At 48.0% G+C, this 26,525-nt stretch carries 34 protein-coding genes; 7 read left to right on the forward strand and 27 right to left on the reverse strand.

All coding sequences use genetic code 11. From position 1 onward, the window contains the following. Nucleotides 1-7: 7 nt before the first annotated feature. Nucleotides 8-1,720: an MBL fold metallo-hydrolase gene (locus tag AOG36_RS03640; protein WP_015106507.1), complete on the forward strand. Its 1,713-nt coding sequence runs from the start codon at nt 8-10 to the stop codon at nt 1,718-1,720. Nucleotides 1,721-1,723: 3 nt separating this feature from the next. Further along, nucleotides 1,724-3,151, forward strand: a complete 1,428-nt coding sequence (thrC, locus tag AOG36_RS03645) for a threonine synthase (protein ID WP_053825493.1) — start codon at nt 1,724-1,726, stop codon at nt 3,149-3,151. A gap of 54 nt (nt 3,152-3,205) precedes the next feature. On the opposite strand, the gene AOG36_RS03650 is transcribed toward thrC, so the two are convergent. From AOG36_RS03650 to aspA, 7 genes are all read right to left on the reverse strand, one after another. Further along, entirely contained in the window at nt 3,206-4,063 is an 858-nt protein-coding gene (locus AOG36_RS03650) for a c-type cytochrome (RefSeq protein ID WP_015106508.1), read from the reverse strand. Nucleotide 4,064: 1 nt separating this feature from the next. Continuing rightward, complete coding sequence (locus AOG36_RS03655; RefSeq protein WP_015106509.1) at nt 4,065-5,291, reverse strand: cytochrome b; 1,227 nt, start codon at nt 5,289-5,291, stop codon at nt 4,065-4,067. A 10-nt stretch (nt 5,292-5,301) separates the two neighbouring features. Further along, nucleotides 5,302-5,802 (reverse strand): Rieske 2Fe-2S domain-containing protein, encoded by a 501-nt coding sequence (locus AOG36_RS03660; protein ID WP_053825583.1) that lies wholly within the window; start codon nt 5,800-5,802, stop codon nt 5,302-5,304. Between the two features lie 77 nt (nt 5,803-5,879). Then, nucleotides 5,880-8,405 (reverse strand): DNA polymerase, encoded by a 2,526-nt coding sequence (locus AOG36_RS03665; protein WP_015106511.1) that lies wholly within the window; start codon nt 8,403-8,405, stop codon nt 5,880-5,882. After that, on the reverse strand, nt 8,383-9,024 hold the full coding sequence (gene thyX, locus AOG36_RS03670) for an FAD-dependent thymidylate synthase (RefSeq protein ID WP_015106512.1): 642 nt from the start codon (nt 9,022-9,024) through the stop codon (nt 8,383-8,385). Before thyX ends, AOG36_RS03665 begins: the two co-directional genes overlap by 23 nt. Nucleotides 9,025-9,039: 15 nt before the next feature. Further along, nucleotides 9,040-10,218 (reverse strand): type 1 periplasmic-binding domain-containing protein, encoded by a 1,179-nt coding sequence (locus AOG36_RS03675; RefSeq protein WP_238374878.1) that lies wholly within the window; start codon nt 10,216-10,218, stop codon nt 9,040-9,042. Between the two features lie 64 nt (nt 10,219-10,282). Next, nucleotides 10,283-11,695: an aspartate ammonia-lyase gene (gene aspA / locus AOG36_RS03680; protein WP_015106515.1), complete on the reverse strand. Its 1,413-nt coding sequence runs from the start codon at nt 11,693-11,695 to the stop codon at nt 10,283-10,285. A 113-nt stretch (nt 11,696-11,808) separates the two neighbouring features. On the opposite strand from aspA, the gene accB reads away from it, so the two are divergent. The 5 genes from accB (at nt 11,809) to AOG36_RS03710 (ending at nt 16,581) form a co-directional block, all read left to right on the forward strand. Beyond that, complete coding sequence (gene accB, locus AOG36_RS03685; protein ID WP_015106516.1) at nt 11,809-12,279, forward strand: acetyl-CoA carboxylase biotin carboxyl carrier protein; 471 nt, start codon at nt 11,809-11,811, stop codon at nt 12,277-12,279. 8 nt (nt 12,280-12,287) lie between these two features. Further along, a complete protein-coding gene (locus AOG36_RS03690; protein ID WP_015106517.1) occupies nt 12,288-13,652 on the forward strand; it encodes an acetyl-CoA carboxylase biotin carboxylase subunit in 1,365 nt (454 codons plus the stop codon). After that, a complete protein-coding gene (locus AOG36_RS03695; protein ID WP_053825494.1) occupies nt 13,639-14,787 on the forward strand; it encodes a pyridoxal phosphate-dependent aminotransferase in 1,149 nt (382 codons plus the stop codon). The genes AOG36_RS03690 and AOG36_RS03695 overlap by 14 nt, the downstream gene beginning before the upstream one ends. A gap of 1,155 nt (nt 14,788-15,942) precedes the next feature. Beyond that, complete coding sequence (locus AOG36_RS03705; protein ID WP_015106522.1) at nt 15,943-16,209, forward strand: hypothetical protein; 267 nt, start codon at nt 15,943-15,945, stop codon at nt 16,207-16,209. Between the two features lie 171 nt (nt 16,210-16,380). Continuing rightward, entirely contained in the window at nt 16,381-16,581 is a 201-nt protein-coding gene (locus AOG36_RS03710) for a hypothetical protein (RefSeq protein WP_015106523.1), read from the forward strand. Between the two features lie 830 nt (nt 16,582-17,411). Here AOG36_RS03710 and AOG36_RS08775 read toward each other — a convergent pair. The 20 genes from AOG36_RS08775 to rpsQ are packed head-to-tail and all read right to left on the reverse strand — an operon-like array spanning nt 17,412 to nt 26,522. Then, nucleotides 17,412-17,576, reverse strand: coding sequence for a hypothetical protein (locus AOG36_RS08775; protein ID WP_015106525.1), 165 nt, complete (start codon nt 17,574-17,576; stop codon nt 17,412-17,414). A gap of 2 nt (nt 17,577-17,578) precedes the next feature. Beyond that, nucleotides 17,579-17,929, reverse strand: coding sequence for a 50S ribosomal protein L17 (rplQ, locus tag AOG36_RS03715; protein ID WP_015106526.1), 351 nt, complete (start codon nt 17,927-17,929; stop codon nt 17,579-17,581). After that, nucleotides 17,929-18,933: a DNA-directed RNA polymerase subunit alpha gene (locus AOG36_RS03720; protein WP_015106527.1), complete on the reverse strand. Its 1,005-nt coding sequence runs from the start codon at nt 18,931-18,933 to the stop codon at nt 17,929-17,931. Before AOG36_RS03720 ends, rplQ begins: the two co-directional genes overlap by 1 nt. A gap of 8 nt (nt 18,934-18,941) precedes the next feature. Then, nucleotides 18,942-19,568 carry a 30S ribosomal protein S4 gene (rpsD, locus tag AOG36_RS03725; RefSeq protein WP_015106528.1) on the reverse strand — a complete coding sequence of 209 codons (627 nt, stop codon included), beginning with the start codon at nt 19,566-19,568 and terminating at the stop codon, nt 18,942-18,944. A gap of 9 nt (nt 19,569-19,577) precedes the next feature. Beyond that, nucleotides 19,578-19,970 carry a 30S ribosomal protein S11 gene (gene rpsK, locus AOG36_RS03730; RefSeq protein ID WP_015106529.1) on the reverse strand — a complete coding sequence of 131 codons (393 nt, stop codon included), beginning with the start codon at nt 19,968-19,970 and terminating at the stop codon, nt 19,578-19,580. Nucleotides 19,971-19,980: 10 nt separating this feature from the next. Then, nucleotides 19,981-20,343, reverse strand: coding sequence for a 30S ribosomal protein S13 (rpsM, locus tag AOG36_RS03735; protein WP_015106530.1), 363 nt, complete (start codon nt 20,341-20,343; stop codon nt 19,981-19,983). 3 nt (nt 20,344-20,346) lie between these two features. Next, on the reverse strand, nt 20,347-20,460 hold the full coding sequence (rpmJ, locus tag AOG36_RS03740; RefSeq protein WP_053825496.1) for a 50S ribosomal protein L36: 114 nt from the start codon (nt 20,458-20,460) through the stop codon (nt 20,347-20,349). A gap of 57 nt (nt 20,461-20,517) precedes the next feature. Beyond that, nucleotides 20,518-20,736: a translation initiation factor IF-1 gene (gene infA, locus AOG36_RS03745; protein ID WP_006016750.1), complete on the reverse strand. Its 219-nt coding sequence runs from the start codon at nt 20,734-20,736 to the stop codon at nt 20,518-20,520. A gap of 1 nt (nt 20,737) precedes the next feature. Continuing rightward, the gene (gene map / locus AOG36_RS03750) at nt 20,738-21,499 is read right to left on the reverse strand and encodes a type I methionyl aminopeptidase (protein WP_015106532.1); all 762 of its coding nucleotides are present in this window, start codon (nt 21,497-21,499) and stop codon (nt 20,738-20,740) included. Then, the gene (gene secY, locus AOG36_RS03755) at nt 21,499-22,758 is read right to left on the reverse strand and encodes a preprotein translocase subunit SecY (protein WP_015106533.1); all 1,260 of its coding nucleotides are present in this window, start codon (nt 22,756-22,758) and stop codon (nt 21,499-21,501) included. Before secY ends, map begins: the two co-directional genes overlap by 1 nt. Beyond that, complete coding sequence (gene rplO, locus AOG36_RS03760) at nt 22,758-23,162, reverse strand: 50S ribosomal protein L15 (RefSeq protein ID WP_015106534.1); 405 nt, start codon at nt 23,160-23,162, stop codon at nt 22,758-22,760. Before rplO ends, secY begins: the two co-directional genes overlap by 1 nt. A 9-nt stretch (nt 23,163-23,171) precedes the next feature. Then, the gene (gene rpsE, locus AOG36_RS03765; protein WP_015106535.1) at nt 23,172-23,612 is read right to left on the reverse strand and encodes a 30S ribosomal protein S5; all 441 of its coding nucleotides are present in this window, start codon (nt 23,610-23,612) and stop codon (nt 23,172-23,174) included. A gap of 8 nt (nt 23,613-23,620) precedes the next feature. Further along, on the reverse strand, nt 23,621-23,977 hold the full coding sequence (rplR, locus tag AOG36_RS03770; RefSeq protein WP_015106536.1) for a 50S ribosomal protein L18: 357 nt from the start codon (nt 23,975-23,977) through the stop codon (nt 23,621-23,623). A gap of 8 nt (nt 23,978-23,985) precedes the next feature. After that, on the reverse strand, nt 23,986-24,522 hold the full coding sequence (gene rplF / locus AOG36_RS03775) for a 50S ribosomal protein L6 (RefSeq protein ID WP_053825497.1): 537 nt from the start codon (nt 24,520-24,522) through the stop codon (nt 23,986-23,988). A gap of 9 nt (nt 24,523-24,531) precedes the next feature. Next, nucleotides 24,532-24,927 carry a 30S ribosomal protein S8 gene (gene rpsH / locus AOG36_RS03780; RefSeq protein WP_015106539.1) on the reverse strand — a complete coding sequence of 132 codons (396 nt, stop codon included), beginning with the start codon at nt 24,925-24,927 and terminating at the stop codon, nt 24,532-24,534. 9 nt (nt 24,928-24,936) lie between these two features. After that, nucleotides 24,937-25,122: a type Z 30S ribosomal protein S14 gene (locus tag AOG36_RS03785; protein ID WP_015106540.1), complete on the reverse strand. Its 186-nt coding sequence runs from the start codon at nt 25,120-25,122 to the stop codon at nt 24,937-24,939. Then, a complete protein-coding gene (gene rplE, locus AOG36_RS03790) occupies nt 25,122-25,667 on the reverse strand; it encodes a 50S ribosomal protein L5 (protein WP_015106541.1) in 546 nt (181 codons plus the stop codon). Before rplE ends, AOG36_RS03785 begins: the two co-directional genes overlap by 1 nt. 4 nt (nt 25,668-25,671) lie before the next feature. Further along, the gene (gene rplX, locus AOG36_RS03795; RefSeq protein WP_015106542.1) at nt 25,672-25,893 is read right to left on the reverse strand and encodes a 50S ribosomal protein L24; all 222 of its coding nucleotides are present in this window, start codon (nt 25,891-25,893) and stop codon (nt 25,672-25,674) included. Continuing rightward, on the reverse strand, nt 25,893-26,261 hold the full coding sequence (gene rplN, locus AOG36_RS03800; protein ID WP_015106543.1) for a 50S ribosomal protein L14: 369 nt from the start codon (nt 26,259-26,261) through the stop codon (nt 25,893-25,895). Before rplN ends, rplX begins: the two co-directional genes overlap by 1 nt. Then, a complete protein-coding gene (rpsQ, locus tag AOG36_RS03805; RefSeq protein ID WP_015106544.1) occupies nt 26,262-26,522 on the reverse strand; it encodes a 30S ribosomal protein S17 in 261 nt (86 codons plus the stop codon). It lies immediately after the preceding gene. Between the last annotated feature and the right edge of the window lie 3 nt (nt 26,523-26,525).

The raw sequence follows: 26,525 nt of genomic DNA on the forward strand, positions 1-26,525 counted from the left end.
AGTCCGTATGGCCATCGCCCCTAAAAAACCTGTCAAAGCAGTCCCCAAAGATGCCCCCAAGAAATTGCGTCGTGTGGGCCTGTTTGAGAGCACCCAAAACACGCAGATCGTGCCGGCACGGGGGTTATTGCAGGGGATCAACGACATTGGACAGTTCATCGTCAAGATGAAAAAGCATGTCCAAATGGGTGAAAAGCCTGAAGTGGAGTGGATCATTGACCAAATTTGCGACCACTGTGGAGGCAAACTCCAACACAATAAGGACCTAGCCACTTGCCCTTATTGCCATTGGGCATTGCACATCGAGAGCCTGACTTACCAAAACGGCACACCTAAAAAGCCCCTAAAATGCCGCGTGGAGGGGCGCTCTTTAGTGGTGGACACTTCTATAGATCTAAACAACCCCTACCAATCCAGCTTTAAGGGGGATTTTAAAATCCGCTACTTAAACCACGCCTGCTTGTACATCGAAGCGGGGGGAGTGAGCTTGATCACAGACCCGTGGCTTTTAGGGCCTAGCTTTTTAGGCAGTGGGTATTTAGAGAAGGCAAGCTGCAAAGAAGCCGTGCACGCGCTCGTGAAGGCGGATTTTATTTTTATTTCTTCTAACCGATCCAGCTGTTTGCATCCGCAGACCCTAGCCTTTGTGTCTAAAACAAAACCCTTCATCGTGCCCAATTTTGCGTCTAAAAGCGTGGAAAAAACCCTAAAGGGACTAGGCTTTAACAATATCTACCCGCTCGAGTTTACCGAGATTTACGAATTTGGCTCCTTCTTCCAGTTTAGTGTCTTTGCCCCTCCAGATGGCACGGAGGAGAGTGGGCTGTATCTGTGCTTGTCTGGGCACGATGTCATCATCAACGCCTATGGGGGCTATCTCAATTCCCTTAATTTACCAAGCGATCTAACCCTACTTTGCACCGCCTTTAGCGGGGGGACTTCCGGCTTTCCTTTTTGCATCAATAACTACGATGAAGCCACGCAAAAGAGCCTGCACGCCAGTCATTTAGAAGGCTTGAAAAACCAACTAGAAAATTTGATCGCAACCACCAAACCCGCCTATGTGATGCCCATTGCCACGCCCTACAACCAAGATGCCACTAGAGACAGTGCCATTAAAACCCTGAATTTAAAAAACCCCCTTAAAGAGGGGCAACAAATTTGTGAAACCCACAGCCGCAGCCACAAAGAGCAGCCCGTAAGATGGCTGCCCCCCGATGATGGCCTAACCCTAGAGTTTAAAGAGAGCGACTTGGTGCAGTGGAAGGAGGACATCCATACATTGAAAAAGGAAACCCCACAGTCGTATGTCAATTTTTACACCAAAAAATTCACCTACAACCCCACAGAGCTGATCGAGTATCTCAAGGCATCAGGCTATAAGGCAAAACAAATTGTTACCTTTGTGCCGATGAACGAAACCTTTGAGCGGGTGGTCGCCCCCATTGTGCAGGCTAACTTCGGTACGCAAAATTTCCGCATCGTGCCTGTGCGTGCGATCATCAAACAACAAGAGGGTTACCGCACCTTGGTACTTCGGGTACGCCCCGAGATTCTAGCCTGTGTGGTGGCAAATGGCTTGTCCTTTGCTGAAATGGTTAGGGGTTTTCACTGCCGTTTAGAGCGTAACCCCAATAGTTACGAAGCCCATTTTTGGCATCACTTCAGCCATAAATACATTGCCCCCAAACCCTACACCATTGAACTTGCCAAGGGATAATGCATGTTTTTAGCCGACACAAGGGGCGGGCACAAGTTGCCCCTACTTAACGCCCTAACCCACCCCGCTAGCCCCACTAAGGGACTTTACACTCTACAAAGCATCCCCAAACTTGATTTTAAAAAGTGGGTAGATTGCAGTTACCAAGGACTCGCCGCCCACATTTGCGCCACCTTGGGTTTAAGCGGACAGATGTTGCAAAACGCTTTAAAGCACTACGATGTCTTTAACCCCATTGCCCCCTTAAAAATCTTAAAAACTCATCTAGCCGTGCAAGAATTATATCACGGCCCCACCCTTGCCTTTAAAGACATGGCGCTACAGCCCTTAGGGGCATTGCTGGGCTCTTTAGCAAAAGAGAGCCAAGAGAAGTTTTTAATTTTGGTGGCGACCAGCGGGGATACGGGGCCGGCCACCTTATCAAGTCTAGCCGGATTAGAGAACATCAAAGTCGTGTGCCTCTACCCGTCTAAAGGTACAAGTCTCGTGCAGGCCTTGCAAATGCAGACCGCGGATGCACCGAATTTGAAGGTCTATGGCATTGAAGGTGATTTTGACGATGCCCAAAGCACGCTTAAACACCTGCTAAACGATCCCAACTTCAACGCCAAGCTACAGGAAAAAGGCTTTTCCATCGGGGTAGCAAACTCGGTGAATTTTGGACGGGTGCTCTTCCAAATCATTTACCATGTGTGGGCTTATTTGGAGTGGGTACGCACGCAACAAATCAGCTATGGGGAACAAATTCGAATCGTGGTACCTAGCGGCAATTTTGGCAACGCTTTGGGGGCATTTTATGCTAAAGAAATGGGGCTGCCTGTGGCTAAAATTGCGGTTGTGTCTAACGCTAACGATGTACTCGAGGAGTTTTTCAACACGGGGGTGTATGACATCAGCCATCGGGTGCTGCAAAAGACTTACGCCCCCGCAATGGACATTTTAAAAAGCTCTAATGTAGAACGACTGCTTTATACACTTTTTGGTGATGGGCGCACCAATGAGTGTATGCAAAGCCTAGATAGCCATAAACGCTACACACTTAGTGCAAGCGAGTTAGAGCAATTAAAAGAGCATTTTGAAGCGATCAGCTGCACGGATGCCCAGTGTCTAAGCTATATCAAGCAGGTTTACACGGATTTTTGCTACCTCATTGATCCGCACACCGCTACCGCCTTTAAAGCCCTAGACTTTCTAAAAAGCCCCCTGCCTAGCGTGGTCGTCTCCACCGCTTCGTGGGCTAAATTCGCTCAAACCACTTGTTTAGCCTTAGAGAACAAACATACCAAAGATGATAAAGAAGCGTTGGAAGTGTTGAGCAAAAAAGGGATCGTTCCCCCAAGTGCCGTGTCAGATTTGTTAAGAAAACCTCCCATCCACACAGAAGCGTTGAGAATTTCTGAGATTGCCCGCCACATTCAAGACTGGCTGTAAAAAAGCTTTGTTTCACCTAGCTTGCTGCAACTAAGCACGCCCCCTTAAGGTGCGTTAATGCACCTCTCTCCACACTTTTTGTTTCCAAAGGTAGGCAAGTAGGGTCATCACAGCAAAGAAGAGCATGATTTGGATGCCTAGCCCGTGGCGCTGGTGCCGCTTGCTGTCTCCAGTTTGTTCCAAATAACTGACCACCTGCTCTTGCGCCTCTTTTGTTAGGCCCACCCTAGGCATGGCCGTACCGTGTAGAATTTTTTGCGGATCGTTGATAAACACTTCTAGTTTTTCACGCCCCATGGAGCGGATCATCATGGACAAGTCTGGAGCGTTGGAGCCTAAATAGCGGTGCAGGTCTTTATGATCGGTTAGAGCATATATTTTGTCGTACTTGATGTCGTGGCATCTTTGGCAGGCTTGCGCGAAAACTTGTTTATCGGTGAGTTTTTTAGGCGCAATGGAGACCAAGTAAGCCACGATGTCGGCTAGGTCTTGATCGCTAAATTGCATAAAAGCGGGCATGGGATAGGGGTGGTCATCGTGGAATTTATGTGTGAGTAGGGCCGCCTTCGTGGGGTCTTTGATGAAATGCGCCAAGAATTGCGGGTTAATCACGCTAGCGATGTGGGAGAGATCGGGGGGCACCACACCAAAGCTCGCCCCCGCGCTGGCTGCATCCATAGGAGCGGGGATTTTTTGGCTTTTAAGGCTGTGGCACGCGGTACAATTTTGCGCCACTAAATCCTTGCCCTTGCTTGCCACGCCCTTGCTTAGATCAATGGGCTTTAAGTCTTTAAAGGCAAAGTCCGCAGGAGCCGTTTTTGGCTCCATGATGGAGTGGGCGTAAGGCTCCACTCCATAGTAGAGCGCGCCGATCACCACGATGAGGATGATTAAAATTTTCAACTCTTTCACCTTAAGCTCCTTTCTTTTCAGACCGACTGATGAGGGGCAGGATGACAAAGAAAAGGGCTAAGAAAATAAGCGAGGCCACCAAGCCCACATATTTATTGTTGCCTACAGGGGGGAGCTTGCCATAGATGGTCAGCACCACCATGTCCACCACCAAGAGCCAGAACCACACCTGAAAGGCTTTGCGTTGGTGGGCGGGTTTGACCACAGGGCTGTTGTCCAAAAAGGGCAACAAGAAAAAGATGATTTGCGCGATGCCAAAGACCACAAGCCCCAAGTTGCCATTGAAGAAGAAGCCACGCAAAACCTCATAGCTCCACAAGAAATACCACTCGGGGTAAATGTGTGTGGGGGTTTTTAGGCTGTTGGCGCGCTCGAAGTTGATGGGGTCCATCGCAAATTCGTAGTGGTAGCACACCAAGTAAAAGAAAAACACCATGAAAGCGCAGACCACGAAAATGTCCTTTGATAAGAACACAGGCCAAAAGGGGATGACTTTAGACTCTTTTTTATTACCCTCTTTGTATTTTTTCTCCTCGGCTTCAAAGTCCAGCACCTCGCCCTCTTGATTATTGACATGGGGGATGCGCAACGAATAAAAGTGCATGCCTATGATCATAATAATGACAACAGGTAATAGAAACACATGCAGCATGAAGAAGCGGGTTAGAGTCGCATCCGCCACCACATAGTTGCCCCGAATCCACATTAAAAGGTCTGGCCCAATCACGGGGATTTTGCCAAAGAGCCCGGTGATCACCGAAGCCGCCCAGTAGCTCATTTGTCCCCAAGGCAGCATATACCCGCTAAATGCCTCTGCGCTGAAGATCACGAACAACAACATGCCACTGATCCAAATCATTTCCCGCCCTCTTTTGTAAGAGCCGTAATAGATCGCCACAAACATGTGGATGTAGATGATGACAAAGATCATGCTCGCAGCGGTGGCGTGGATGTGCCGCCACAGCCACCCAAAGGCAACCTCTTGCATGATCGTGAAGTTCACGCTGTCGTAAGCCAATTTGGCATCGGGCTTGTAGTACATGAGCAAAAAAATGCCCGAAACCACAAGGGCGGTAAACAAGGTAAGTAAAATCACCCCCATCGCCCATAAAAAGTTAATGTTCTTAGGAATCCAATACTCGGTCATCAAAACCTTGGTGAGCTTTTTAATCCCGAGCCTCTGATCCAACCAATCCACAATGCCCTCTGCTTTTTTTATCTCCGCCATATTGTGATCCTTACACCTTCATCATTGCTTGATATTCTCTGCCCACGGCCCCAAAGGTGATCTTATTGCCCTCCAGTTTAAAGGGGGGAATTTCAAAGGGGCGTGGGGGCGGTGTACCGGGGATATTGACTCCGTCCACGGTAAAGCGCCCACCATGGCAGGGGCATAAAAAGCCCTTATCAACGGATTCAAAATTGGGGATACAACCCAAATGCGTACAAATCTGCACCCCCACGGTGAAAACCCCATTGTTAGCCTTAAAATCCCGCTTTGTGTCAAAGGGCATGCTGGGGATTTTGCGGATGATGTAAACAGGTTTGCCCCGCCACTCCACACTGCTAAACTCCCCATCCTTCATGCCCGAAACATCCACGGTTGTAAAGCCCGCCGACACCACACTGGGCAAGGGGTCCCATGTCCTTTTCATGGCGACTAGACCCGCAAGCGCACCAGCGCCCGCCACGCCCGCAAGTGCCATGCTCAAAAAATCCCGCCGATTGATCTCAGCCATCATCTCGCTCCTCTAGCATTTTTACAAAACATATATTCTACACTGAAAAACTTAATATAGTGTCTAAAATGGGGCACCTAGGCCTTTAAGTCTGCCCAATTTAGCCCCAGTCGTGCATGGCACTCTAGGGGGACTTTTAAGGGGTAAATTCCTTGCATGAGAGTTTTTAGCTCAAAAGCCAGCGTGTCCGCCCTCTCTTGAGGTACTTCTAAAATGAGCTCGTCATGTACTTGCACGAGCATTTTAAGCTGTGGATAGTGCTCTTTTACTGATAGCATGGCCAGTTTCATTAAATCACTTGCGCTGCCTTGAAATAGGGTGTTTGCCCCCTCTCTTAAATAGTCGGCCACAAGTTTAGGGCTTGCCCCGTTAAAGTTAAAGGCGCGCACATGCCCTAGCAAAGTCTGCACCTGCCCTTCCTCTAAAATCCGCTTTTTCAAGCACTCTAAAAAGTCCTTGATGGTGGGGAAGGCTTGAAAATAGCGTTCCATATGTTCTCTAGCCTCTTTTAAACTGATGTCTAGCGTGGCAGCTAGGCGCTTAGCCCCCATGCCATAAATAAGTCCAAAGTTGATCGCCTTGGCTAAGGGTCTTTGCTTGGGGTCGTTAAAGAGGGCTAAGGCGGTGTTGGTGTGGATGTCTTGGTGCTCTTTAAAGGCAGTGATGAGGTTAGTGTCCTCACTAAAATGTGCGAGTAGTCTTAGCTCCATTTGCGAGTAATCCAGCCCCAACAACACAAAGCCCTTGGGGGCGATGAAGGTGCGCGCAATTTGCTGCCCCAGTAGGGTGCGCATGGGAATGTTTTGCAAATTGGGCTTACTGGAGCTTAACCTGGAGGAGGCGGTGGTGGTTTGGTGGAAGAGCGTGTGGATTTTGCCCTTAACTTGGTGCTCTAGCAAGGGTTTAACATAGGTGCTTTGCAGCTTAAAAATCTCGCGGTACTCTAAAAGTGTGCCTAATAAATGAGACACCTCAACACCCTTGATACTCTGTCCTGTGTAGGCTTGTTGCAAGGCTTTGAGACTCGCTTCATTGGTAGAGAACCCCGTTTTGATTTTAGCGGCGTGCTTAGCCTCAAGTTCTAAATACGTGTAGAGAAACTGCGCCCATTGCTTGGCAGAGTTGGGGTTGATATTGGTGTGGGCTTGGGTGTGTATGCGCTTTTCTAGCTGTGCTAATGTCTCTTGAAACTCTGTATCTAAGCCCTGCAAATACTCTAAATCTAGCAAAAACCCATGCCCTTGCATTTCGTATAAAAGTTTAAGCAGGGGGTATTCTAAATTGTGGGCGAGCTGCTGCAAGGGAGTGGCTAAAGACTCTTTGTAATGTCCGTAGGCTTTTAAAAGGATGGGGGCGTTGTGGTGCATAGCAGCGGCCATTTGCGCTGTGCTGCCCTCTAAGGGGGCTGGGGCATCTAGATGCAGGCTTAGGGCTAGGGCGTTGAAGGAATTGTCTAGGTAGCAATTTTCAAGCCAAGCCAATAGGCCAATGTCCTCAAAGGCCGCGCCACCCCCCCCAAAAGGTGCTAATAATCTAAAGACCTCCTTGATATCATAAGCGATGGACTTGCAGGTGGTAAGCTGCCTCACCAAGGCCGGTGCGCGCAAGTCATTTAAAAGCACTGCCATAAACTTCCCCTCTAAGGGCAACACCCCGAGCAACACCCCCTCGTTGGTTTTTGCTGTTTGCAGCACACAGGGGGGACATTGGCTAAGGGCATCCAACACCTCTTGGCTCGTGCTTAAGGGCGTGCTTAGGGACTTTAGTGTGGGCTTAGGCTGGATTTGTTTAAGTAGGCTAAACATTTCAAAGTCCGCTAATGCGTCTGTAATTTTTAACAGCGGGTGTTCTTTGGGGAAGTTTGGCGGGGTTTGAAAGTCTAGGGGTAAGTCGGTTTTAAGCGTGGCTAATTTCTTGCTTAAAAAAGCTTGTGCCTTGTCGGCTTTGAGTGCCACCTGCAATTTTTCGGGGAGTTTATCTAGGTTGGCGTAGATGTTTTCTAAACTCTGCCACTCTTGCAAGAGTTTGGCCGCGCTCTTTGCCCCGATGCCCTTCACCCCTTTGTAGCCATCGATGCTATCGCCCACCAAGCCTTGATAATCTGTGAATTGTTGCGGATGGATGTGGTATTTCTCCAAACAAAAATCCACGCCCCGACTACTCTTGCTGCTTAAATCAAACAGCACCACTCTTTCGCTTACAAGCTGGAAAAAGTCCTTATCGGTGCTAAAAATCTTGATTTGTGGCTTTTGAAAGTGGCGACACAAGCTGGCGATGACATCATCACTCTCATAGCCAGCTATGCTTAAAGCGCACAGCCCCATGCGCTCTATCCATTCAAAAATGATGGGTAGTTGTTCGTCTAAATGCGGGGGGACCTGGCGTTTGGCTTTGTAGTCTTGGTGTAGGTCTTTTCGGTGGTTACTGCCCCCCTCTAGAGCGAAGATCAAACCCTCGGCTTTTTGGTTATAGAGCGTATACACGATTTTAGCAAAGGCGTTTAGCCACGCGGTGTTAAAGCCCTTAGAAGTGTGTAACTCCCTTAATGGATAGTAAAACTTGAAGAGCAGACTGAAGGTGTCAATGAGGTGTAGGGTCTTCATTTTTGAGGCAATGGGTGAATAAATAGCGGTGCTCCTCAGGCAGGGCTTCATAGATTTTAAGGGCTAAAGCGCGTATCTCCCAAAGGGCTTTGCTATCGGTGCGTAGGCTCAAGAAGTTTTGCAAACTGCGGGCATTCAAGCTAAAGGCGAGGCTGGTCTTGTAGCTCTCTGGCATGGCAAATTTGGCGTGATCATTTTTGACATTTTGCACGATCAAAAGACGTAAATTCTCCAACGCCTGCACGCTTGCAAGGTCCACCGCCTCTACACCTGTAAAGACCAAAAACTTTTGTGCTCGCTCTAGGTTTTGCGCCCCTAGGGGCAAAAAACTCTCTTCGTTTTTGAGCTCTCTTAGCGTGTAGCGGCTGGATTTGACTGAAAAGCTAGCCATGCGATGGCGGGCTAATTCTTGCAAGCACGCGCGGCTGATACCCTGTATGTCGAAGTTGTAGAATAAATGCTCCAAGGTGGAGTTGTGGCGGTATTTATTTGCCACTCGATCGATAAGTTCTAAATCCTTGCGCCCCCCATGGTCGCTATAGCCAAAGCTCTGGTAACAGGTGCGGATGGCCTCATAGCAACAAGATAGGGGCGTGGCGTGTTTTAAGAGCACTTGCATACATTCCCTTAAGTTTTAATTGAGTGGCCTAAAGCCTAGGTATTTGGGTGTGTATAGGGTGTTGGTGTAAAGGATTTGTTGGTCTTGCAAGGGTTCTTTGAAGTAGCGTTGCAAATGAGGGTAAAAACGCGTCAGCATGTGTTCCAAACAATCTACACTCGCATAACCCACCCAATCGTATTTTAAATTGCTGTTTAACAAAGTAGCGGTTTGGCTCAAATAGGGGTTCAATTCAGCAAGGGCATTGGTGATGTAAAGGTTTTGACGATCCTGCGGCTGGGTCAGCATAAATATAGACAAATTAAAATTGATTTGCGAAGAGAGCAGCATTTGAGGGCGCTCGCGCCTAGAGAGCATGCCAATTTGGCTTAAGAGCATGCCCGTTTTGACAATGGAGGTGTTGAAAAACACCACGCCATTTTTTAAAAAGTGGCGCTGGCTGCTAAGTTCCTTACCAAAGGCACTCGCTTTTTTAAAGGTGATGGTGTCCTCATAAAGAATTTTCGCCCCTAAATTCTTCAGGCTCTTGCTCAGCATTGCCCCCCTAAAGCTGTCGTCATTATAAACCACGAGGGGTTTGTGCTGGCTCAAGTCCAAGAGCATGGCCACCTGTTTAGGGAAGTCGATCCCGCCAAAAATGAGTGTGGAGGGTAAGTCCATGCGTTTTTCTAGCTGGTGCTTATTCACGGTGGGGACAATGGTCGGCAGGTTTAGGGGGGTTTTAGCCACTAAATTTTGCACCCCCTCTTGGGTCAACAGCGCGATGACGAAGGGGTAGCCCTCGTTTTCAATGCTTTGGTAGGTCTTTTTTAAGCTCTCTGGGTCTTCCTTTTGGCTATCAAAGACTTTCAGCGTGAAATCGTGGTTTTTTAGGGCTAGGTAGGCTAAAAGGGCATTTGTGGAGGTGTCGGCGTAGCGTCCCACAACCTTTTTGGGAACTAAAAGCGCAACTTTATAGATCTCTCTAGCATTTTGTGCATCCTCCACCTGCGGATTTTTTGCGCTTAGGGTGGGGTTTAATAGATCGTCTATGATGGTGTAATTGTCCTGCAGTTGCGCATCCTGAGTGTTGGCAGCGTAGCGTGCCATAAAGGAAAATATCTGCCCGCTGGCATAGAGCTTGTGCAAACACTCAGGGCTACAGGGCTCTAAATTGATCACCACTTGGTGGGCGGGCAATATGGGTGAAGGCAAGCGGGGGCGTGCCTTTGCCCCCAATATACCTAGAAAAACTAGGCTTAAAAGCAGGCTCAAAGGCTTAATCTTTGTGCTTTTTGAAGACATGGGGGCTTAGCATGTTGGCGGGTTGGAAAATCTCATCTAGCTGCTCTTGAGTGAGATATTTGTGCTCAAGTACAATTTCATGAACAGATTTGCCGGTTTCTAAGGCTTCTTTAGCAATCGAGGCAGACTTTTCATACCCGATGTGGGGGTTTAGTGCTGTAACGATGCCGATGCTGTTGAACACATAATCTTGACAGATTTTTTCATTGGCAGTGATGCCCAAAATGCACTTATCCACTAGGGTACGGATGGCGCGATCGAGCATGACAAAGGAGTGGAAGAGTTTATACGCGATCACGGGCTCAAACACATTGAGTTGCAACTGCCCACCTTCAGCCGCCATAGCCACAGAAAGGTCGTTGCCAATCACTGAGAAGCACACTTGGTTGACCACTTCAGGAATCACGGGGTTGACTTTACCGGGCATAATGGAACTTCCCGGTTGCATTTTGGGTAGATTAATTTCATTTAAGCCCGCCCTAGGGCCAGAGCTGAGTAAGCGCAAATCGTTACAGATTTTAGACAACTTGATAGACACCCTTTTTAGTGCCCCGCTCACTTGCACATAGGCCCCCGTGCTTTGGCTGGCTTCAATGAGGTTTTGGGCGATGGTGAAGGGGCGACCCGTAACTTCTTGGATTTTTTTCTCCACGATGGCTTTATAGTCCGGGTGAGAGTTGATGCCCGTGCCAATGGCGGTTCCGCCTAAATTAAGCACCCGTGTCCAGTTGCGTGCGTCTAGGACATGTTGAATGTCTTTTTCCACCATGCACATGAAGGTTTCAAACTCTTGACCTAAAGTCATGGGCACGGCATCTTGTAGTTGTGTACGCCCCATTTTAAGTACATGGGAAAACTCTTTGGCTTTCACAGCAAAGGCATCTTTTAAGACTTTCAAGGTTTGGGTGAGTTTGTCTAACCTTTCATAAATGGCAATTTTTAACGCTGAGGGGTAGGCATCATTGGTGGATTGGGAGCGGTTGACATGGTCATTGGGGTGGCAGTATTGGTATTCGCCCTTTTTATGCCCCAAGAACTCTAATGCAAGGTTAGAGATCACTTCGTTCACATTCATGTTAGTGCTGGTGCCCGCCCCACCTTGGATCATGTCCACCACGAATTGGTCTAAATACTCGCCGGCGATGATCTGATCGCAGGCGTGGCAAATTGCGTCCTTGATTTTTACATCAATGAGGCCTAGCTCGGCGTTGGCTAAAGCCGCCGCCTTTTTCACAAGTGCAAAAGAGCGGATGAACACGGGGTAGTTATAGAGACGGTCATGCGTAATGTTGAAGTTCTCCACAGCTCGCATGGTTTGGATGCCATAATACAGATTGTCTTCGATCTCCATCTCGCCAATGAAGTCATGCTCTCGTCTGGTTGCCATAAACTCTCCTTTGGATAAAATAAACAACCATTCTACACATTTAAAATTAATATTAGCACTAAATCATGTTATCATAGCCTAAAAGCAAACCAATTCATTTTTAAGGATCATTGATGCATGTAAGCGACATCCAAGAGCTGATGGCGGCTTTTGACAAGAGCCAGATCAGTTATTTCAAGCTTAAAATGGAGAGCGTGGAGTTGGTTTTAGACAAGTCGGGCAAAAAGAACACTGCAGTGGCAACCGCTGAAAGCACCCCCATTATTCCTCTACAAACCCCCAATGCCAGTGCCTGTGCCATCACCCCCACACCCAGTGCCACCAGTGTGGATAAGAGCATCAAAGCCGATTACATTCTATCCCCCATGGTCGGCACCTTCTACCACCGCCCCAGTCCCACCGCTAGCCCCTATGTGCAAGTGGGCGACACGATCAAAAAGGGGCAGGTGATCGGCATTGTAGAAGCCATGAAAATCATGAACGAGATCGAGGCCGAGTGTGATTGCAAGATTTTAGCCATCGAGGTGGACGATGCAACTGCTGTCGAATACGGTACCCAGCTCGTCAGGATCGAAAAACTCTAAGGCGTGGCATGGAAAAAGAAATCCAGCGCATTTTGATCGCTAACAGAGGAGAGATTGTACTCCGAGCAATTCGCACCATCGCTCAAATGGGCAAGCAATCTATCGCCATTTACTCCAGTGCCGACAAGGACGCGCATTATCTTGATACCGCTGATGCGAAGGTATGCGTGGGCGGGCCTAAGTCAGCAGAAAGTTATTTGAATATCCCAGCGATCATCAGTGCCGCCGAGTTGTTTGAGGCGGATGCGATCTTCCCTGGATATGGGTTCTTAAGCGAGAACCAAAACTTTGTAGAAATCTGTACCCACCACGGGCTAGAGTTCATCGGCCCTAGTGCCGAGGTAATGGCTTTAATGGGGGACAAGTCCAAAGCCAAGGCGTGCATGCAGCAGGCGGGTGTACCCGTGATCGAGGGCTCTAATGGAACTTTAAAGAGCTATGAAGAAGCCCTAGAGGTGGCTGAGCGCATCGGTTTTCCCATCATCATCAAGGCGGCCAATGGCGGAGGTGGGCGGGGCATGCGTGTGGTGGAAAAACCCAGCGCGCTTAAAAACCTCTACCTAGCCGCTGAAACCGAGGCTTTAAGTGCCTTTGGAGATGGCAGCGTTTATATTGAAAAGTTCATCGAAAACCCCAAGCACATAGAAGTGCAGATTTTAGCCGACAAACATGGCAATGTAGTCCATGTGGGCGAGCGGGATTGCTCCACACAGCGACGCCAGCAAAAACTCATTGAAGAGACCCCCGCTTCGGTGCTCAAAGAGGAGGTACGCCAAAGGCTCTTAAAGACCGCCATCAATGCCGCCAAGCATATAGGCTATGTGGGGGCGGGGACTTTTGAGTTCTTGTTGGATGTGAATGGGCAGGATTTTTATTTCATGGAGATGAACACCCGCTTGCAAGTGGAACACACAGTGAGCGAAATGGTGAGTGGCTTGGATCTCGTGGAGTGGATGGTGCGGATCGCCCAAGGTGAAACTTTACCTTCCCAAGAGTCCATCCGCTGCCAAGGGCATGCCATCGAGTGCCGCATCACTGCCGAAGATCCCAAGACCTTCACGCCAAGTGCCGGTAAAATCACCTCGTGGGTTGCTCCCGGGGGAATGGGGGTGCGCTTTGACACCCACGCTTATGCGGATTATAAAGTCCCGCCCTATTACGATTCGATGATTGGCAAGCTCATCGTGCACGCCCCCACTAGAGAGCAGGCCATCACCAAAATGAAGCGGGCGTTAACAGAGCTTCATGTCGAGGGGATCAAGACAACAAGAGATTTTCACCTAGCCATGCTAGATAACCCCGACTTTAGGCACAATAAAATCCATACCAAGTATTTAGAAACCCAACAAAGGAATCTTAATGTACGCAGATAGAATCACAAGAATTGCCCCTTCACAAACCATCGCCATCACCACACTGGCGCAGGAGTTAAAGGCGCAGGGCAAGGATGTGTTGAGTTTTAGCGCAGGCGAACCCGACTTTGACACCCCCCCTTGCGTGAAAGAGGCGGCCAAGGCAGCCATCGATGCTGGCTTTAGCAAGTACACCGCCGTGAAAGGCATCCCCGAATTGCTACAAGCCATCGCTAAAAAGCTACAAAGGGACAATGGCCTAGACTACAGTGCAGAGGATGTCATGGTGGGCAATGGAGCCAAACAAAGCCTATTCAACGCCTTTCAGGCTCTCATCAACCCCGGCGATGAGGTCATCATCCCCGCCCCCTATTGGGTGAGTTACCCAGAGTTGGTTACCTACAGCGGGGGCAAAAATGTCTTCTTGCCCACTAGTGTCGCCACAGAGTTTAAAATCACCGCAGAGCAGCTACAAAAAGCTTTAACTCCCAAAACCAAAATGCTGGTTTTAACCACACCCTCCAACCCCACAGGGATGATTTACACCAAGGCTGAGTTGCAAGCCCTAGCCGATGTGCTCAAAGGTACGAAGGTTTGGGTCTTGAGCGATGAGATTTATGAGAAGTTGGTCTATGAGGGGTCTATGTACTCCTTTGGTGCGCTCGAGGGGCAATTAGAGCGCACGATCACCGTCAATGGTCTTAGCAAATCCTTGAGCATGACCGGCTGGCGTGTGGGTTATTTAGCTACGAAAGACAAAACTTTGTTAAAACATATGCTTGCTTTGCAAAGCCACAGCACTTCTAATATTAATTCTGTCGCCCAAAAGGCCTCTTTAGCCGCCTTGCAAGGTTGCGCTGTTAAGGACATTGAAAACATGCGCCTTGCCTTTAAAGAGCGCCGGGATGCGGCTTATGTAGGCCTCAATGAAATCAAGGGTCTTAGCACCCTGAAGCCACAAGGGGCGTTTTATCTGTGGATTAAAATCCCCGAGCAAAATTCTTTAGAGTTTTGCCAGAAACTCTTGGCAGAGCAGAGTGTAGCCTTGGTGCCCGGCATCGCCTTTGGAGTTGAGGGCTTTGTGCGCATGTCTTATGCCTGCTCTTTGGAACAAATCAAAGCCGGCCTAGAGCGGCTTAAAAAGTTCATGGCTTAAGAATTTTGCTTAAATAGAGACTTAAGCTTTTAGTGTCTCTGCACTTTGTGATTTGCCTCTATAGGGATTTTTGCGATGTGTGTAATTTTCCCATTTTGAGGCCTTTGTAGGCATTAGTAAGGTTTTCTAATACGATCGTGGCGTTATTGGTTTATATCGTTTTTTGGCATTCTTGACTTTGCATCAGCAAAAGACCTTTTGTTCCAGTACCTCGTACATTACATATGCATTTTCTTTGTTTTTCTAGGATTGCCTTTTCTTAGAACATCTTAGAACATCCATTTGTAAAGATGATGCCTCAACCAAAAGATAAAAATAGCCACCATGAGGCGATTTTTTCAAAAATTGCCTACAATTCTTTCTTTACCATTGGTGTTTATTTTATCTTACGGACAAGCCTATTTCAACCCCAAATTCATACATTAAGAACTATAGTGCCTCAACTTGCTTTTGTCCTCCATTTTTACCACCTTTTGGAAATAATATAAGGTCTAAGCATTGTTTTAGAGAACACCCAACCATCGTTGGTATGGAACTCTAATTTGGCATAACCAGCACCAAATCCTAGGTCCGCGGCTTTTTGGAAATGATCTCGGATTTTATCATAGAGCGCGTGCGTTGTATATTTAGGTGTATTTTGTTTGTTTTTGGGCGTTGTGTTTGGGGTGTGTTGCAGTATGACATTGTCAAGTAAAAATAAGGGATTATGGAGTGGAGTCATAAATGGCTTAATTTTACCCCCATTCCACAGCTTAAAGCATGAAACGCCCATAAACAGGGGTTTTTGGTTTGGCTCAAAGGGCTTTCATAGGGTTTTTTTGGGGACATTTTCGTCCCAAAAAGCCCCATCGTCCCAAGTGGACAAATCCATTAAGTCAAAGAGCGCTTAGAACATCCAAGTGCACCCATTCTAGCACACCCAAACCTTAAGCCGTTTTGGGGCACATCAGGGCACAAACCCCCTATGTCCACGCAACTTAAGGGGGGGCTTGGTGCGCTGCTAAGAATATTAAAAAAGGTGGTCATCCACACGCGCAAGCCAAGCCGCCCAGTATGCCTCGAGCCTTAAGGTTGACGGATGGCCTTTAACCCTTGAATGCGCCGCCTTTCTTTATTAAGATTTTACCACATAAAAAACAACATGGAGGCATTTAGATGTTTCAAGTCATCATCACAAGAAAGCAGACCACCAAAGCCGTAACCAAAAACGGCAAAACGGAGCAAGGCACTTTAGGAGAATTGGTCGTGCTCGATGAAGGAGGCCAAGAAGTTTATAAATGCTACACAATGGAAAACGCAGGAGAGCCCACCCACGAGAGCGGGCAAGATAAACCCATCATGCCCGGAGATTACACCCTGCACTGGGATTGCACCAGCGTATGTGTCCCCCCAGAGTGGCGCAGGAAAAACCCCTATGGATGACATCGTCAAACCCAACCCATCAAACCCCTAGCTCCGCCTCAAAACGACAACAACTGCGCCAAAGACTACGCCATCTACCAAGAGTCGATGTAGAAATACAAACAGGCTTTGCTGCAATACCAAAAAGACGAAGCCGCCTTCCAACAAAAATAGGCTGCCTACCAAGCGGGCGTGAAAAATGTGGAGGAAAACGGGACAAACTTTGACGCGGCGGTGTTGTGGCAAGTTTGGACAAAGCAACAAGTGAACCAAGAAGAGCCCGATGATTATTACGACATTGCTCTGCAAAAAGCCAAACAAGCCGTGATTGAGCATACAACAGCTATGTGTAAATACCCCCGGGGGCAAAAAGATCACCAGTCTACCCTCTAACGACTCCGGCGCAAGCTAAAAACCCCTATTGCCACCGTTGCCTACACGCCCTCCAAGTGGCTTTAGGGGTAGGTTCTTAATGCACTCTTAGATTTCTACACCAAATACACCACCCTTAAAAAGTTAGGACGGGTGTATTGCCGTTTTGCCAGTTCCTTTGGATATTTTGGAGCTTAGGGCTTTATAGCAGGGTTATGGGTTGACGCACTTTGTCAATGCCGGTAATCTCAATGTGGCCACGGGCTTTAACTACAGAGTGGGGCACTCTAGATCAGCATTGGGATTTCTGTGCCTTAATCCAACAAGTTAAAAGTGGTGGTGCTGGATGCAAATGAGCTGATGCTTGAAGAGGGCGCAAGCCATTTTGTAGGTTCTTAATGCACTCTTAGATTTCTACACCAAATACACCACCCTTAAAAAGTTAGGACGGGTGTATTGCCGTTTTGCCAGTTCCTTTGGATATTTTGGAGCTTAGGGCTTTATAGCAGGGTTATGGGTTGACGCACTTTGTCAATGCCGGTAATCTCAATGTGGCCACGGGCTTTAACTACAGAGTGGGGCACTCTAGATCAGCATTGGGATTTCTGTGCCTTAATCCAACAAGTTAAAAGTGGTGGTGCTGGATGCAAATGAGCTGATGCTTGAAGAGGGCGCAAGCCATTTTAATGTATTTTTTTAACCATAGGGGGGGTGTTTTATGGGGTAGCATCATAGTAACAACCACATCGATGCCATTATCTTCAAAAGCGAGGACAGTATTAGGGTTAGAGAGTTTAGAAGATCGCAGATGTATTTTTAGGGGTTGGGAGCTAGAGTAAAATTTAAGGGGGTTACAAATTCATATTGGGTAAGAGTGTGGAGATGTGGGCAACAAACATAACCAACTCCACGAGCCATGCCCCCACAAAGATAGAAAAGGCGAGTTTTTCTAGGGCGGGTTTGAAAAACAAAATCCCCGCCACGCTTAAAGTGGCTAAAAACCCTAGAAATTCCATTTTTAAACGAAGGCGATTTGGGCGAGCACAGACCCGTCCCCGCGGCGGATGGTGCTTCTGTGGATGCTGGTGTAGCCCCCTTTGCGCTCGGCGTATTTGGGCGCAAGCTCGGTAACAAGTTTGTGCGTGGCTTCTTTATGTTGCAAATAGGCAAAGACATAGCGGTGGGCATTAAAATCCCCCTTACGGGCGGTTGTTACCAGCTTTTCAATGTAGCTTTGCAATTCCTTGGCCTTGCAAACCCCCGTTTCAATTTTGCCATGCTCAATGAGGGCGATGGCTAGGTTTTTTAAAAGTGCCTTCCTGTGGGCACTCGTCCTGCCCAGTTTTCTAAAACGATTTTGGTGGCGCATTAATTTTCCTCACTTTTTAATTTGTCGATCCGTGCTTTGAGCGAAGCCTTGAACTCAGGGGAGAGCTCTTGGCCCACGGGGTATTTGAGTTGCTCTAATTTTTCGGCAATCTCATCATAGGACTTCTTGCCTAGATTTTTAATGCCCTTAAGCTCATATGCGTCCATCAGCACCAATTCCCCAATGTATTTGATCCCGATTTTATCTAGGCAGTTAAAGCACCGCGCGCTTAGGTCTAAATCTTCCACCTTGCGTACAAGCTCTTTCACCTCTAGGCTGTCTTCTAGGGCATAGACTTTAGAGTGCGCCATGCTGGTGCTGAAAATATGCATTTGTGCGTGCATGGTTTTCACTGCTTCTTGAAAAGCGGTTTGAGGGTCGATTTGCCCATCGCTCTCGATGTCGAACACCACCCGCTCAAAATTGGGGTTGCCATCCACAAGCATGTGTTCAATGTTATAGAAAACTTTTTTAATGGGGGTGAAGTAGGCATCTAGGGGGATGTAATCGCTAGGGATCAAGCCTCGGATGCTCTCACTGGGTACATAGCCCATGCCCCTTTGGATGATTAACGCAAAATCCAATTGTACATCCTCGTTGATGGTGGCTAAATAGGCTTCTTGATCCACAACCTGCACACCCTCAGTTTCTAGGTGTTTGCCACTAAGTTTAGCCGGGCCCTTAAAGGAATAATGCACCACAAGCTGTTCATCTGGGTTATTGGTCTGCCCGATAAGGCGGATATTTTTGAGGTTGGCGATGAAAAGGGCAACATCTTCAGACATTCCACGCACAGAATCGAACTCGTGGGCGACATTTTCAATTTTAATGCCAATGGGTGCGTACCCCACAGAGCTTTGCAAGAGCAGGCGACGGATGGGGTGGGCTAAAGTGATGGCATAGCCACTTTCAAAGGCGGACACACAAATACGGATTTGGCGGTTGCTGATTTTCTCAACGCTGATGTCCGTGGGGACATGGGGCGCTGTTTTAATCACTTTCATGTTAGCCCCTATTTTGAGTAAAGTTCAACAATCAGGCGTTCTTCAATGGGGATTGCCACTTCTTCTCTCTCAGGGTAGCGGGTGAAAATCCCAAATTTTTTATCCTGATCTACATCTATCCAAGCCACCATCCCTGTTTGTTTGCTGAGCTCAATGGAGCGTAGAATTTGGGGGTTTTCCTTGCTTTTTTCAATCAGTTCGATTTTTTGCCCGTGCTTGATGAAGGCTGAGGGGATGTCCATGCGCTTGCCATCTACCAAGATATGCCCGTGCGTAACTAATTGGCGCGCAAAAGAGCGGGTGGTGGCAAAGCCCATGCGATAGACAACATTGTCCAAGCGGCGTTCCAACAAGCGGACTAAATTCTCCCCCGTGTTGCCCTCCATGCGGTTTGCCTCTCTAAAAATGGAGCGGAATTGTTTTTCCGAAATCCCGTACATGGCCTTGGCTTTTTGTTTTTCTCTCAGTTGCAAGCCGTAATCCGAGATTTTGCCCCGTCTTTGCCCGTGCTGCCCCGGGCCATAGGCGCGTTTGTCTAACGCGCTCTTGCCGCTCAAACGGCGCTCGCCCTTTAGGGCTAAAGAAATCCCAAAACGGCGCTCTAATTTCTCCACTGCACCTCTGTATCTTGCCATTCTTGCTCCTTACACTCTTCTTCGTTTAGGGGGGCGGCAACCATTGTGCGCGAGAGGGGTGATGTCCTTAATCCAAAGGACTTTAATGCCCTCCACACTCCCCACGCTCTTAATGGCAGTTTCACGGCCAGAGCCCGGACCTTGTACCTTGATCCCCACTTCTTTAAGCCCATGTTCTTTGGCTTTCATCATCGCATTCTCTACAGCTTGCTGTGCGGCGTAAGGGGTGGATTTTTTAGACCCCCTAAAGCCTAGCCCCCCAGCAGTCGACCAACAAATCACATTGCCCATTTCATCGGTGACGGTGATGTTCGTGTTGTTGAAGGAAGCGCAGATATAAACCACACCTTTAGCGATGTTCTTTTTAACAACCCGTTTTTTTGTCCCAACTCGTTTCGCCATTCAAACTCCCTTATTTACTGCCAACGGTTTTTTTCTTGCCTTTGCGGGTGCGGGCGTTGTTTTTCGTGGTTTGTCCGCGCACAGGCAAGCCCTTGCGGTGTCGAATCCCCCGATAGCTGCCTAAATCCATCAACGCCTTGATGTCCATTTGCACCTTTTTACGCAAATCCCCTTCCACGACATAACTGGCTTGGATTTCTTTGGTGATGCTAGAGATTTCGTCCTCACTCAATTCATGCACCCTTTTATCCAAAGAGACTTGCACTTTGGTAAGGATGTCTCTAGAGCTTTTCAAGCCCACGCCGTAAATGTAGGTCAAAGCGTATTCAACCCGTTTCTTTTTAGGTAAATCTACCCCAGCAATGCGCGCCATTGTCTATCCTTGTCTTTGTTTATGTTTGGGCGTAATGCAAATCACCCGGATCACGCCCCTCCTCTTAATGACCTTGCATTTGTCGCACATTTTCTTCACGGAAGGTCTAACTTTCATTGAAATCTCCTTAAGCAAAACTTCTATTCTAACGATCTTTGGTTAGAACTAACTTAATCACTTGTAGCGGAAAGTGATCCGCCCTTTATCCAAACTATAGGGGGTGAGCTCCAAGCGCACCCGATCGCCAAGCGCAATGCGGATATAGTGCATCCGCATTTTACCCGAAATCCGGCACAACACGACATGTTTGTTCTCTAACTCCACTTTAAAGGTGGCGTTAGGCAAACACTCGATCACCCGTCCATCCACCTCAATCACATCGTCTTTTGCCACTTTAAGCCTCCGTTAAAATTTGCGCTTTTTTACCCACCATCGCGATCGTGTGCTCGTAGTGGCTCGTGTTTAAGCCATCGGTGGAGACCACCGCCCATTTGTCTTTTAAGATTTTAGGACTACCCTCTTTTTGGCACACCATCGGCTCTAAACAAAACACCATGCCCTCTTTGATCTTAGGACCGCTCTTGGGGCTTGCCTGTGGGGCTAGATAGTTGGGGATTTGGGGTTCTTCATGGGGTCTTTTGCCAATCCCATGCCCGCAAAAATCCAGCAAGGGCACAAAGCCTCGCCCTCTGATCTCTTGCTCCAAAAGCGCGCTCACTTCTTTAAAATGCATGCCCACCTTTAAACAATCGATCGCTGCATACAAACTCTTTTTAGCGCAATCAATGAGCTTTTGATCTTTTTGAGCCACTTGTCCGATGGCAAGAGTTATGGCCGCGTCCCCAAAGTACCCTTCCACAGACGCGCCCAAGTCCAGCCCCACAATGTCGCCCTCCTGCAGTTTGTAATCGGTGGGGATGCCGTGGATCACCACTTCATTGACTGAAGTGCAAAGCGTGTTGGGGAAACCATAGAGCCCCTTAAAGGCGGGCTTGCCCCCCATTTTATAGATGTTTTCTTCTGCCAGCGCGTCCAGCTCTAACAGGCTCACCCCCACTTGCGCCTTTTGCTCCAAGAGTTTTAGGGTTTGTGCCACCACCGCCCCCGCCTTGGCTAGAAGGGCGATTTCTTTAGGGTTTTTAAGGCTGATTGCCATTAAAAGCCCACGGCACTTAGGGTTTTATACTTGCTCATATACACCTGCGCTTCGATTTTTTTCATAGTGTCGATCGCCACTTGCACCACGATGAGCACCGCTGTGCCCCCAAAGTAGAAAGGCACGCCCATGGCTTTGACTAAAATCCAAGGCAAGGTGGAGATGAGGGCTAGATACAAAGACCCCCAAAAGGTGAGCCGGCTTGCCACGGTGTTTAAGAAATTTGCTGTGCCCTCCCCTGGGCGAAGTCCGGCGATGAAACCGCCACTGCGTTTTAAATTGTCCGCAATGTCTTTAGCGTTAAATATAATAGAAGAGTAAAAGTAAGCAAAAAAGATGATGAGTAAAAACATTAAGATGTTGTAAGCGTAGCCATGCGGGTTTAAGAAGTCGGCAATGGCTTGCAAAATCTTATTGGAAGAGGCTTGCAAAATCGTGGAGGGGAAGACCAAGAGAGCGGAGGCAAAAATGGGGGGGATCACCCCGCTTAAGTTTAACTTAATGGGGATGTAGTTCATGATCCGTTTGTTTTGATTTTGCATGACCACCTTACGGGCGTAAGAGATGGGGATACGGCGTTCAGCCAGCTCCACATAGATGATCGCAAAAATGGTCGCCAACACGATCACCACAATGCCGATCAACACCAAGACATTGATCACCCCGGTATTGACGAGGTTGAAAGTCCCGGCAATGGCATGTGGGATGCCAGAGACAATCCCAGCAAAAATGATTAGGCTAATGCCATTGCCTACACCTCGCTGCGTGATCTGCTCCCCGATCCACATTAAAAGCATGGTGCCCGTAAGCATAGAAAAAGTGGCGATGAGTAAGAAAGTTTGCATGGGCACCATGATCGCCCCATTGTGCCCATGCCCGATGCTTCTTAGCCCAAAGGACACGCTCACGGCTTGGATCACGGTGATCCCGATCGTGGCGTAACGCACGATTTGCATGTATTTTTGCATGCCATCGCGTTCTTTTTTCATTTTGGCTAAATTGGGGAAAGTGGCGCTTAAAAGCTCCATGATGATCGAAGAGGTGATGTAGGGCATGATGCCTAGCGAGATGATGCTAAGGCGGCTCACAGCGTTGCCACTAAACATGTTGAAAAGCCCTAGAGCATTGCTGGAATTGCTGTCAAAAAAAGACTTGATCGCCGCCAAATCCACCCCAGGAATGGGTACATAGGCTAGGACTCTGTAGAGGAACAGATAGCCTAGTGTGATGAGAATCTTAGTGGCAATGGCTTTATTCATTATTTCTGTCCGCTAGTAGCGATTCTCTCGTCTTGGATTTTAGAGGCTAGCTCTTTTGCCCCTTGGCCTATCAACTTCACCTTTTCAATGTAACTTGGGAAGGGATGGACTTTTTTAATCAGCTCCAAACTCAAGGTTTCTAGCTTTAAAATCTCGGGGTGTTTAGAAACATTAATGCTATAAGTGAGCCCCTTTGTGCGACTTTTAAAGCCCACTTTAGGCAAGCGGCGTTGCAAGGGTTGTTGCCCGCCCTCAAAGCCGCGTTTTTGCTTGTAACCAGTGCGGGCACTTTGTCCCTTGCCCCCCCGCGTAGAGGTTTTACCCATACCAGAGCCCTGACCTCTGCCGACTCGCTTAATGTTTTTCACACTCCCCTTAGCGGGGCATAAATTTTCTAGTGCCATAAAACCTCCTTAACCCTTGATTCTAGCCAAAGCGTCAAAAGTCGCCCGAACCACATTGTAAGGGTTGTTTGATCCTAAAGACTTTGTCAAAATATCTTTAATGCCGGCCAGCTCGATCATGGGGCGGGTAGAACCACCCGCGATGATGCCCGTACCTTCGCTCGCGGGTTTTAATAAAATCTTGCTCGCATTGTATTTTTGTTCGATGTCATGCGCGATGGTTGTGCCTTTAATTTTCACTTCGATGATGTTTTTAAACGCGTCATCGACCGCTTTTTTGATGGCATCTGGCACTTCGCGCGCCTTGCCAAGCCCAAAGCCCACAAGTCCATTTTTATTGCCCACCACCACTAAAGCGTTGAAGCGAAAGCGGCGCCCACCTTTGACAACCTTAGTGACCCGCCCGATATTCACCACGACTTCTTGAAATTCTTCTCTATTGATCTCCATGTCTATCCTTAAAGGGCAATGTTATTTTCACGCAAAGTTTCGGCAAACACTGCTACCACACCGTGGTATAAATACCCATTGCGATCAAACACCACCTGCGTGATGCCTTTAGCTTGCAAACTCTTGGCAAACTCTGTGGCGATCTTTTTGCTGTCTTCGATGTTTTTGCCAAAGCCTAACTTCTTGCCATCCACATGGGCTAGGGTGTTGTGGTTGTTGTCATCAATGGCCTGGGCGTAGAGGTGTTTATTAGATTTAAAGATACTCACGCGGGGGCGTTGCTCTGTACCAAACACCTTAGAGCGCACCCGCATTTTGCGTTTAGCCCGTTGGGCTTTTTTCTTTTCTAACACATTTTTAGTCATGCTATCCCCTATTTCTTAGCGGTCTTACCGGCTTTGCGGATGATCACTTCGTCTTTGTACTTGATGCCCTTGCCTTTGTAAGGTTCGGGGGGGCGAAACGCCCTAATGTCGGCGGCGATCTGCCCGATTTGTTGTTTATTGCTCCCCTTGATGGTGATGGTGTTTTTATCCACCACCATATCCACGCCCTCAGGGATGGGGTATTTCACCGGGTGGCTAAAACCAAGGCTTAATTCTAAAACCTTGTGCCCTAGTGCCACTTTATAGCCCACGCCATTGACCTCTAGCACCTTGCTAAAGCCCTTGTCTAGCCCGGTTACGATGTTGCTTGCCAAAGCCCCATAAGTCCCCCAAAAGGCCTTGTCCTGTGCGCCCTCGCCCATTGGCTCAAAGCGCAGGGTATTGCCCTCTAGGATGATTTTCACCCTGCCATGTGTTTCTAGCTCTTGGCTTGTTTTTTGGTTTTTAAACACAAGGCGGGTGTGCTCCACGCTCACCTGCACCCCGCTGGGGATATTGATGATTTTTTTACCAATTCTTGACATGCACTCTCCCTACCAAATGCTACAAAGCACTTCGCCGCCCACATTTTGTTTGTAGGCTTGCTCATTGGTGATGACCCCTTTGCTCGTGCTCACCACCACCACGCCATAGCCGTTCTTAAAGCGTTTCAACTCTTTAGATTGGCGATACACCCGACGGCCGGGCTTGCTTAAGCGTTTAATTTCGTTGATGACCGCCTTGCCATTTTCGTCATAGGTGAGCTCTACAGAAATGAAAGGTTTGCCCGCTTTTTCAATCACATTGTAATTAGTGATGAAGCCTTTGTTTTTAAAGATGTCTAGGATGGACACCACGATTTTGGCGTAATAGAGCTCGGTAACCTCCAAACGACGCATGCTCGCATTGCGGATGCGTGTTAGAGAATCTGCCACAATGTCATTAACCATGTTATCCCCTTACCAACTAGCTTTTCTAAGGCCGGGGATCAAGCCCTCATTGCCCATTTTACGCAAACACACACGGCACAAGCCAAAATCGCGATACACTGAGTGGGAGCGCCCACAGATGTTGCAACGGGTGTAGCCTCGTACCTTAAATTTAGGCTTGCGGCGGGTTTTTGCTATGATTGATTTTTTAGCCATTAGCGTCCTTTCGCAAATGGCATTCCAAGTAATTCTAACAACTTAAATGCCTCCTTGTCGCTGTTTGTAGAAGTGATGATGGCGATGTTGAGCCCGTGTGTCACCATGATGTCGTCATAGACCACTTCGGGGAAAATGAGCTGTTCGTTTAAGCCAAAGCCGTAATTGCCCCGCCCATCAAAGCCGCTTCTAGACACACCCCTAAAGTCTTTCACCCTAGGCAGAGCAATCACAATCAACTTTTCTAAGAAGTTATACATGACTTTGTTGCGTAGGGTAACCTTCACCCCCACAGCCATGCGCTCACGGATTTTAAAACCCGCCACGGATTTTTTCGCCATGGTAATGATAGCTTTTTGCCCGGCGATCAAAGAGAGGGTTTGGGCGATGTTTTGCATGATTTTCATGTCTTTGGCATAAGCCCCCGCCCCCACACTCAAAACGATTTTTTCGATTTTGGGGAGCAACATGGGGTTTTTAATGTTTAGCTCTTCGGCTAATTTACCCTTCACTTCTTTTTCATAGAAGCTTTTCAAGCCATACATACGCCTACTCCTCTTCTTTTTTCACATTCGAGATATGCATGGGCATTTCCTTAGAGAGATGCCCACCCTTGGGGTTGTCATCCGTAGGCTTTCTGCTTTTTTTCACAATTTTGCACCCCTCTACAACCACCATGGATTTTTTAGGAAACACCGCCAAAACCTTGCCCACTTTGCCCTTGTCATCCCCGGCAATGACTTTCACCAAGTCGCCTTTTTTGATCCGCATTAAAGCACCTCCGGAGCCAAAGAAATGATTTTCATAAAGTTTGCGTAGCGCACCTCACGGCTCACGGGGCCAAAAATGCGTGTCCCGATGGGGTCTTTCTTCGCGTCTAAAATCACCGCTGCATTGTCGTCAAAGCGGATTAAAGAGCCATTGGGGCGTTGCACCTCTTTTTTGGTGCGCACAATCACGGCCTTCACCACTTGTCCTTTTTTCACCTTACCATTGGGGATGGCTTTTTTCACAGAAGCCACGATCACATCGCCCACGCTGGCATAGCGCCTATGGCTGCCCCCCAAAACTTTAATACACATGATCTCCTTGCCCCCGCTGTTGTCTGCCACCACTAACCTAGTGAAACTTTGGATCATTTACACTCCCTTAAGCACAATTTCTTTGAGCGCAAAGGTTTTGGTTTTAGACACCGGCTTACACTCAATGGCACTCACGAAATCCCCGACTTCCGCTTTGTTTTGGCTGTCGTCAATGGTGTATTTCTTAAAACGCTTCACAATCTTATGGTATTTTTGATGCACAACTTTGCGCTCCACCAAAATCACCACACTCCGCGCATCGATCCGGCGCACCACCTTACCTTGAATGGTGCGCTTATGGGCTTGTTTAACTTCCATGAC

Origin of the sequence: Helicobacter heilmannii (assembly GCF_001283065.1) — a bacterium.
In the GTDB taxonomy this organism is placed as follows: Bacteria; Campylobacterota; Campylobacteria; order Campylobacterales; family Helicobacteraceae; genus Helicobacter; species Helicobacter heilmannii.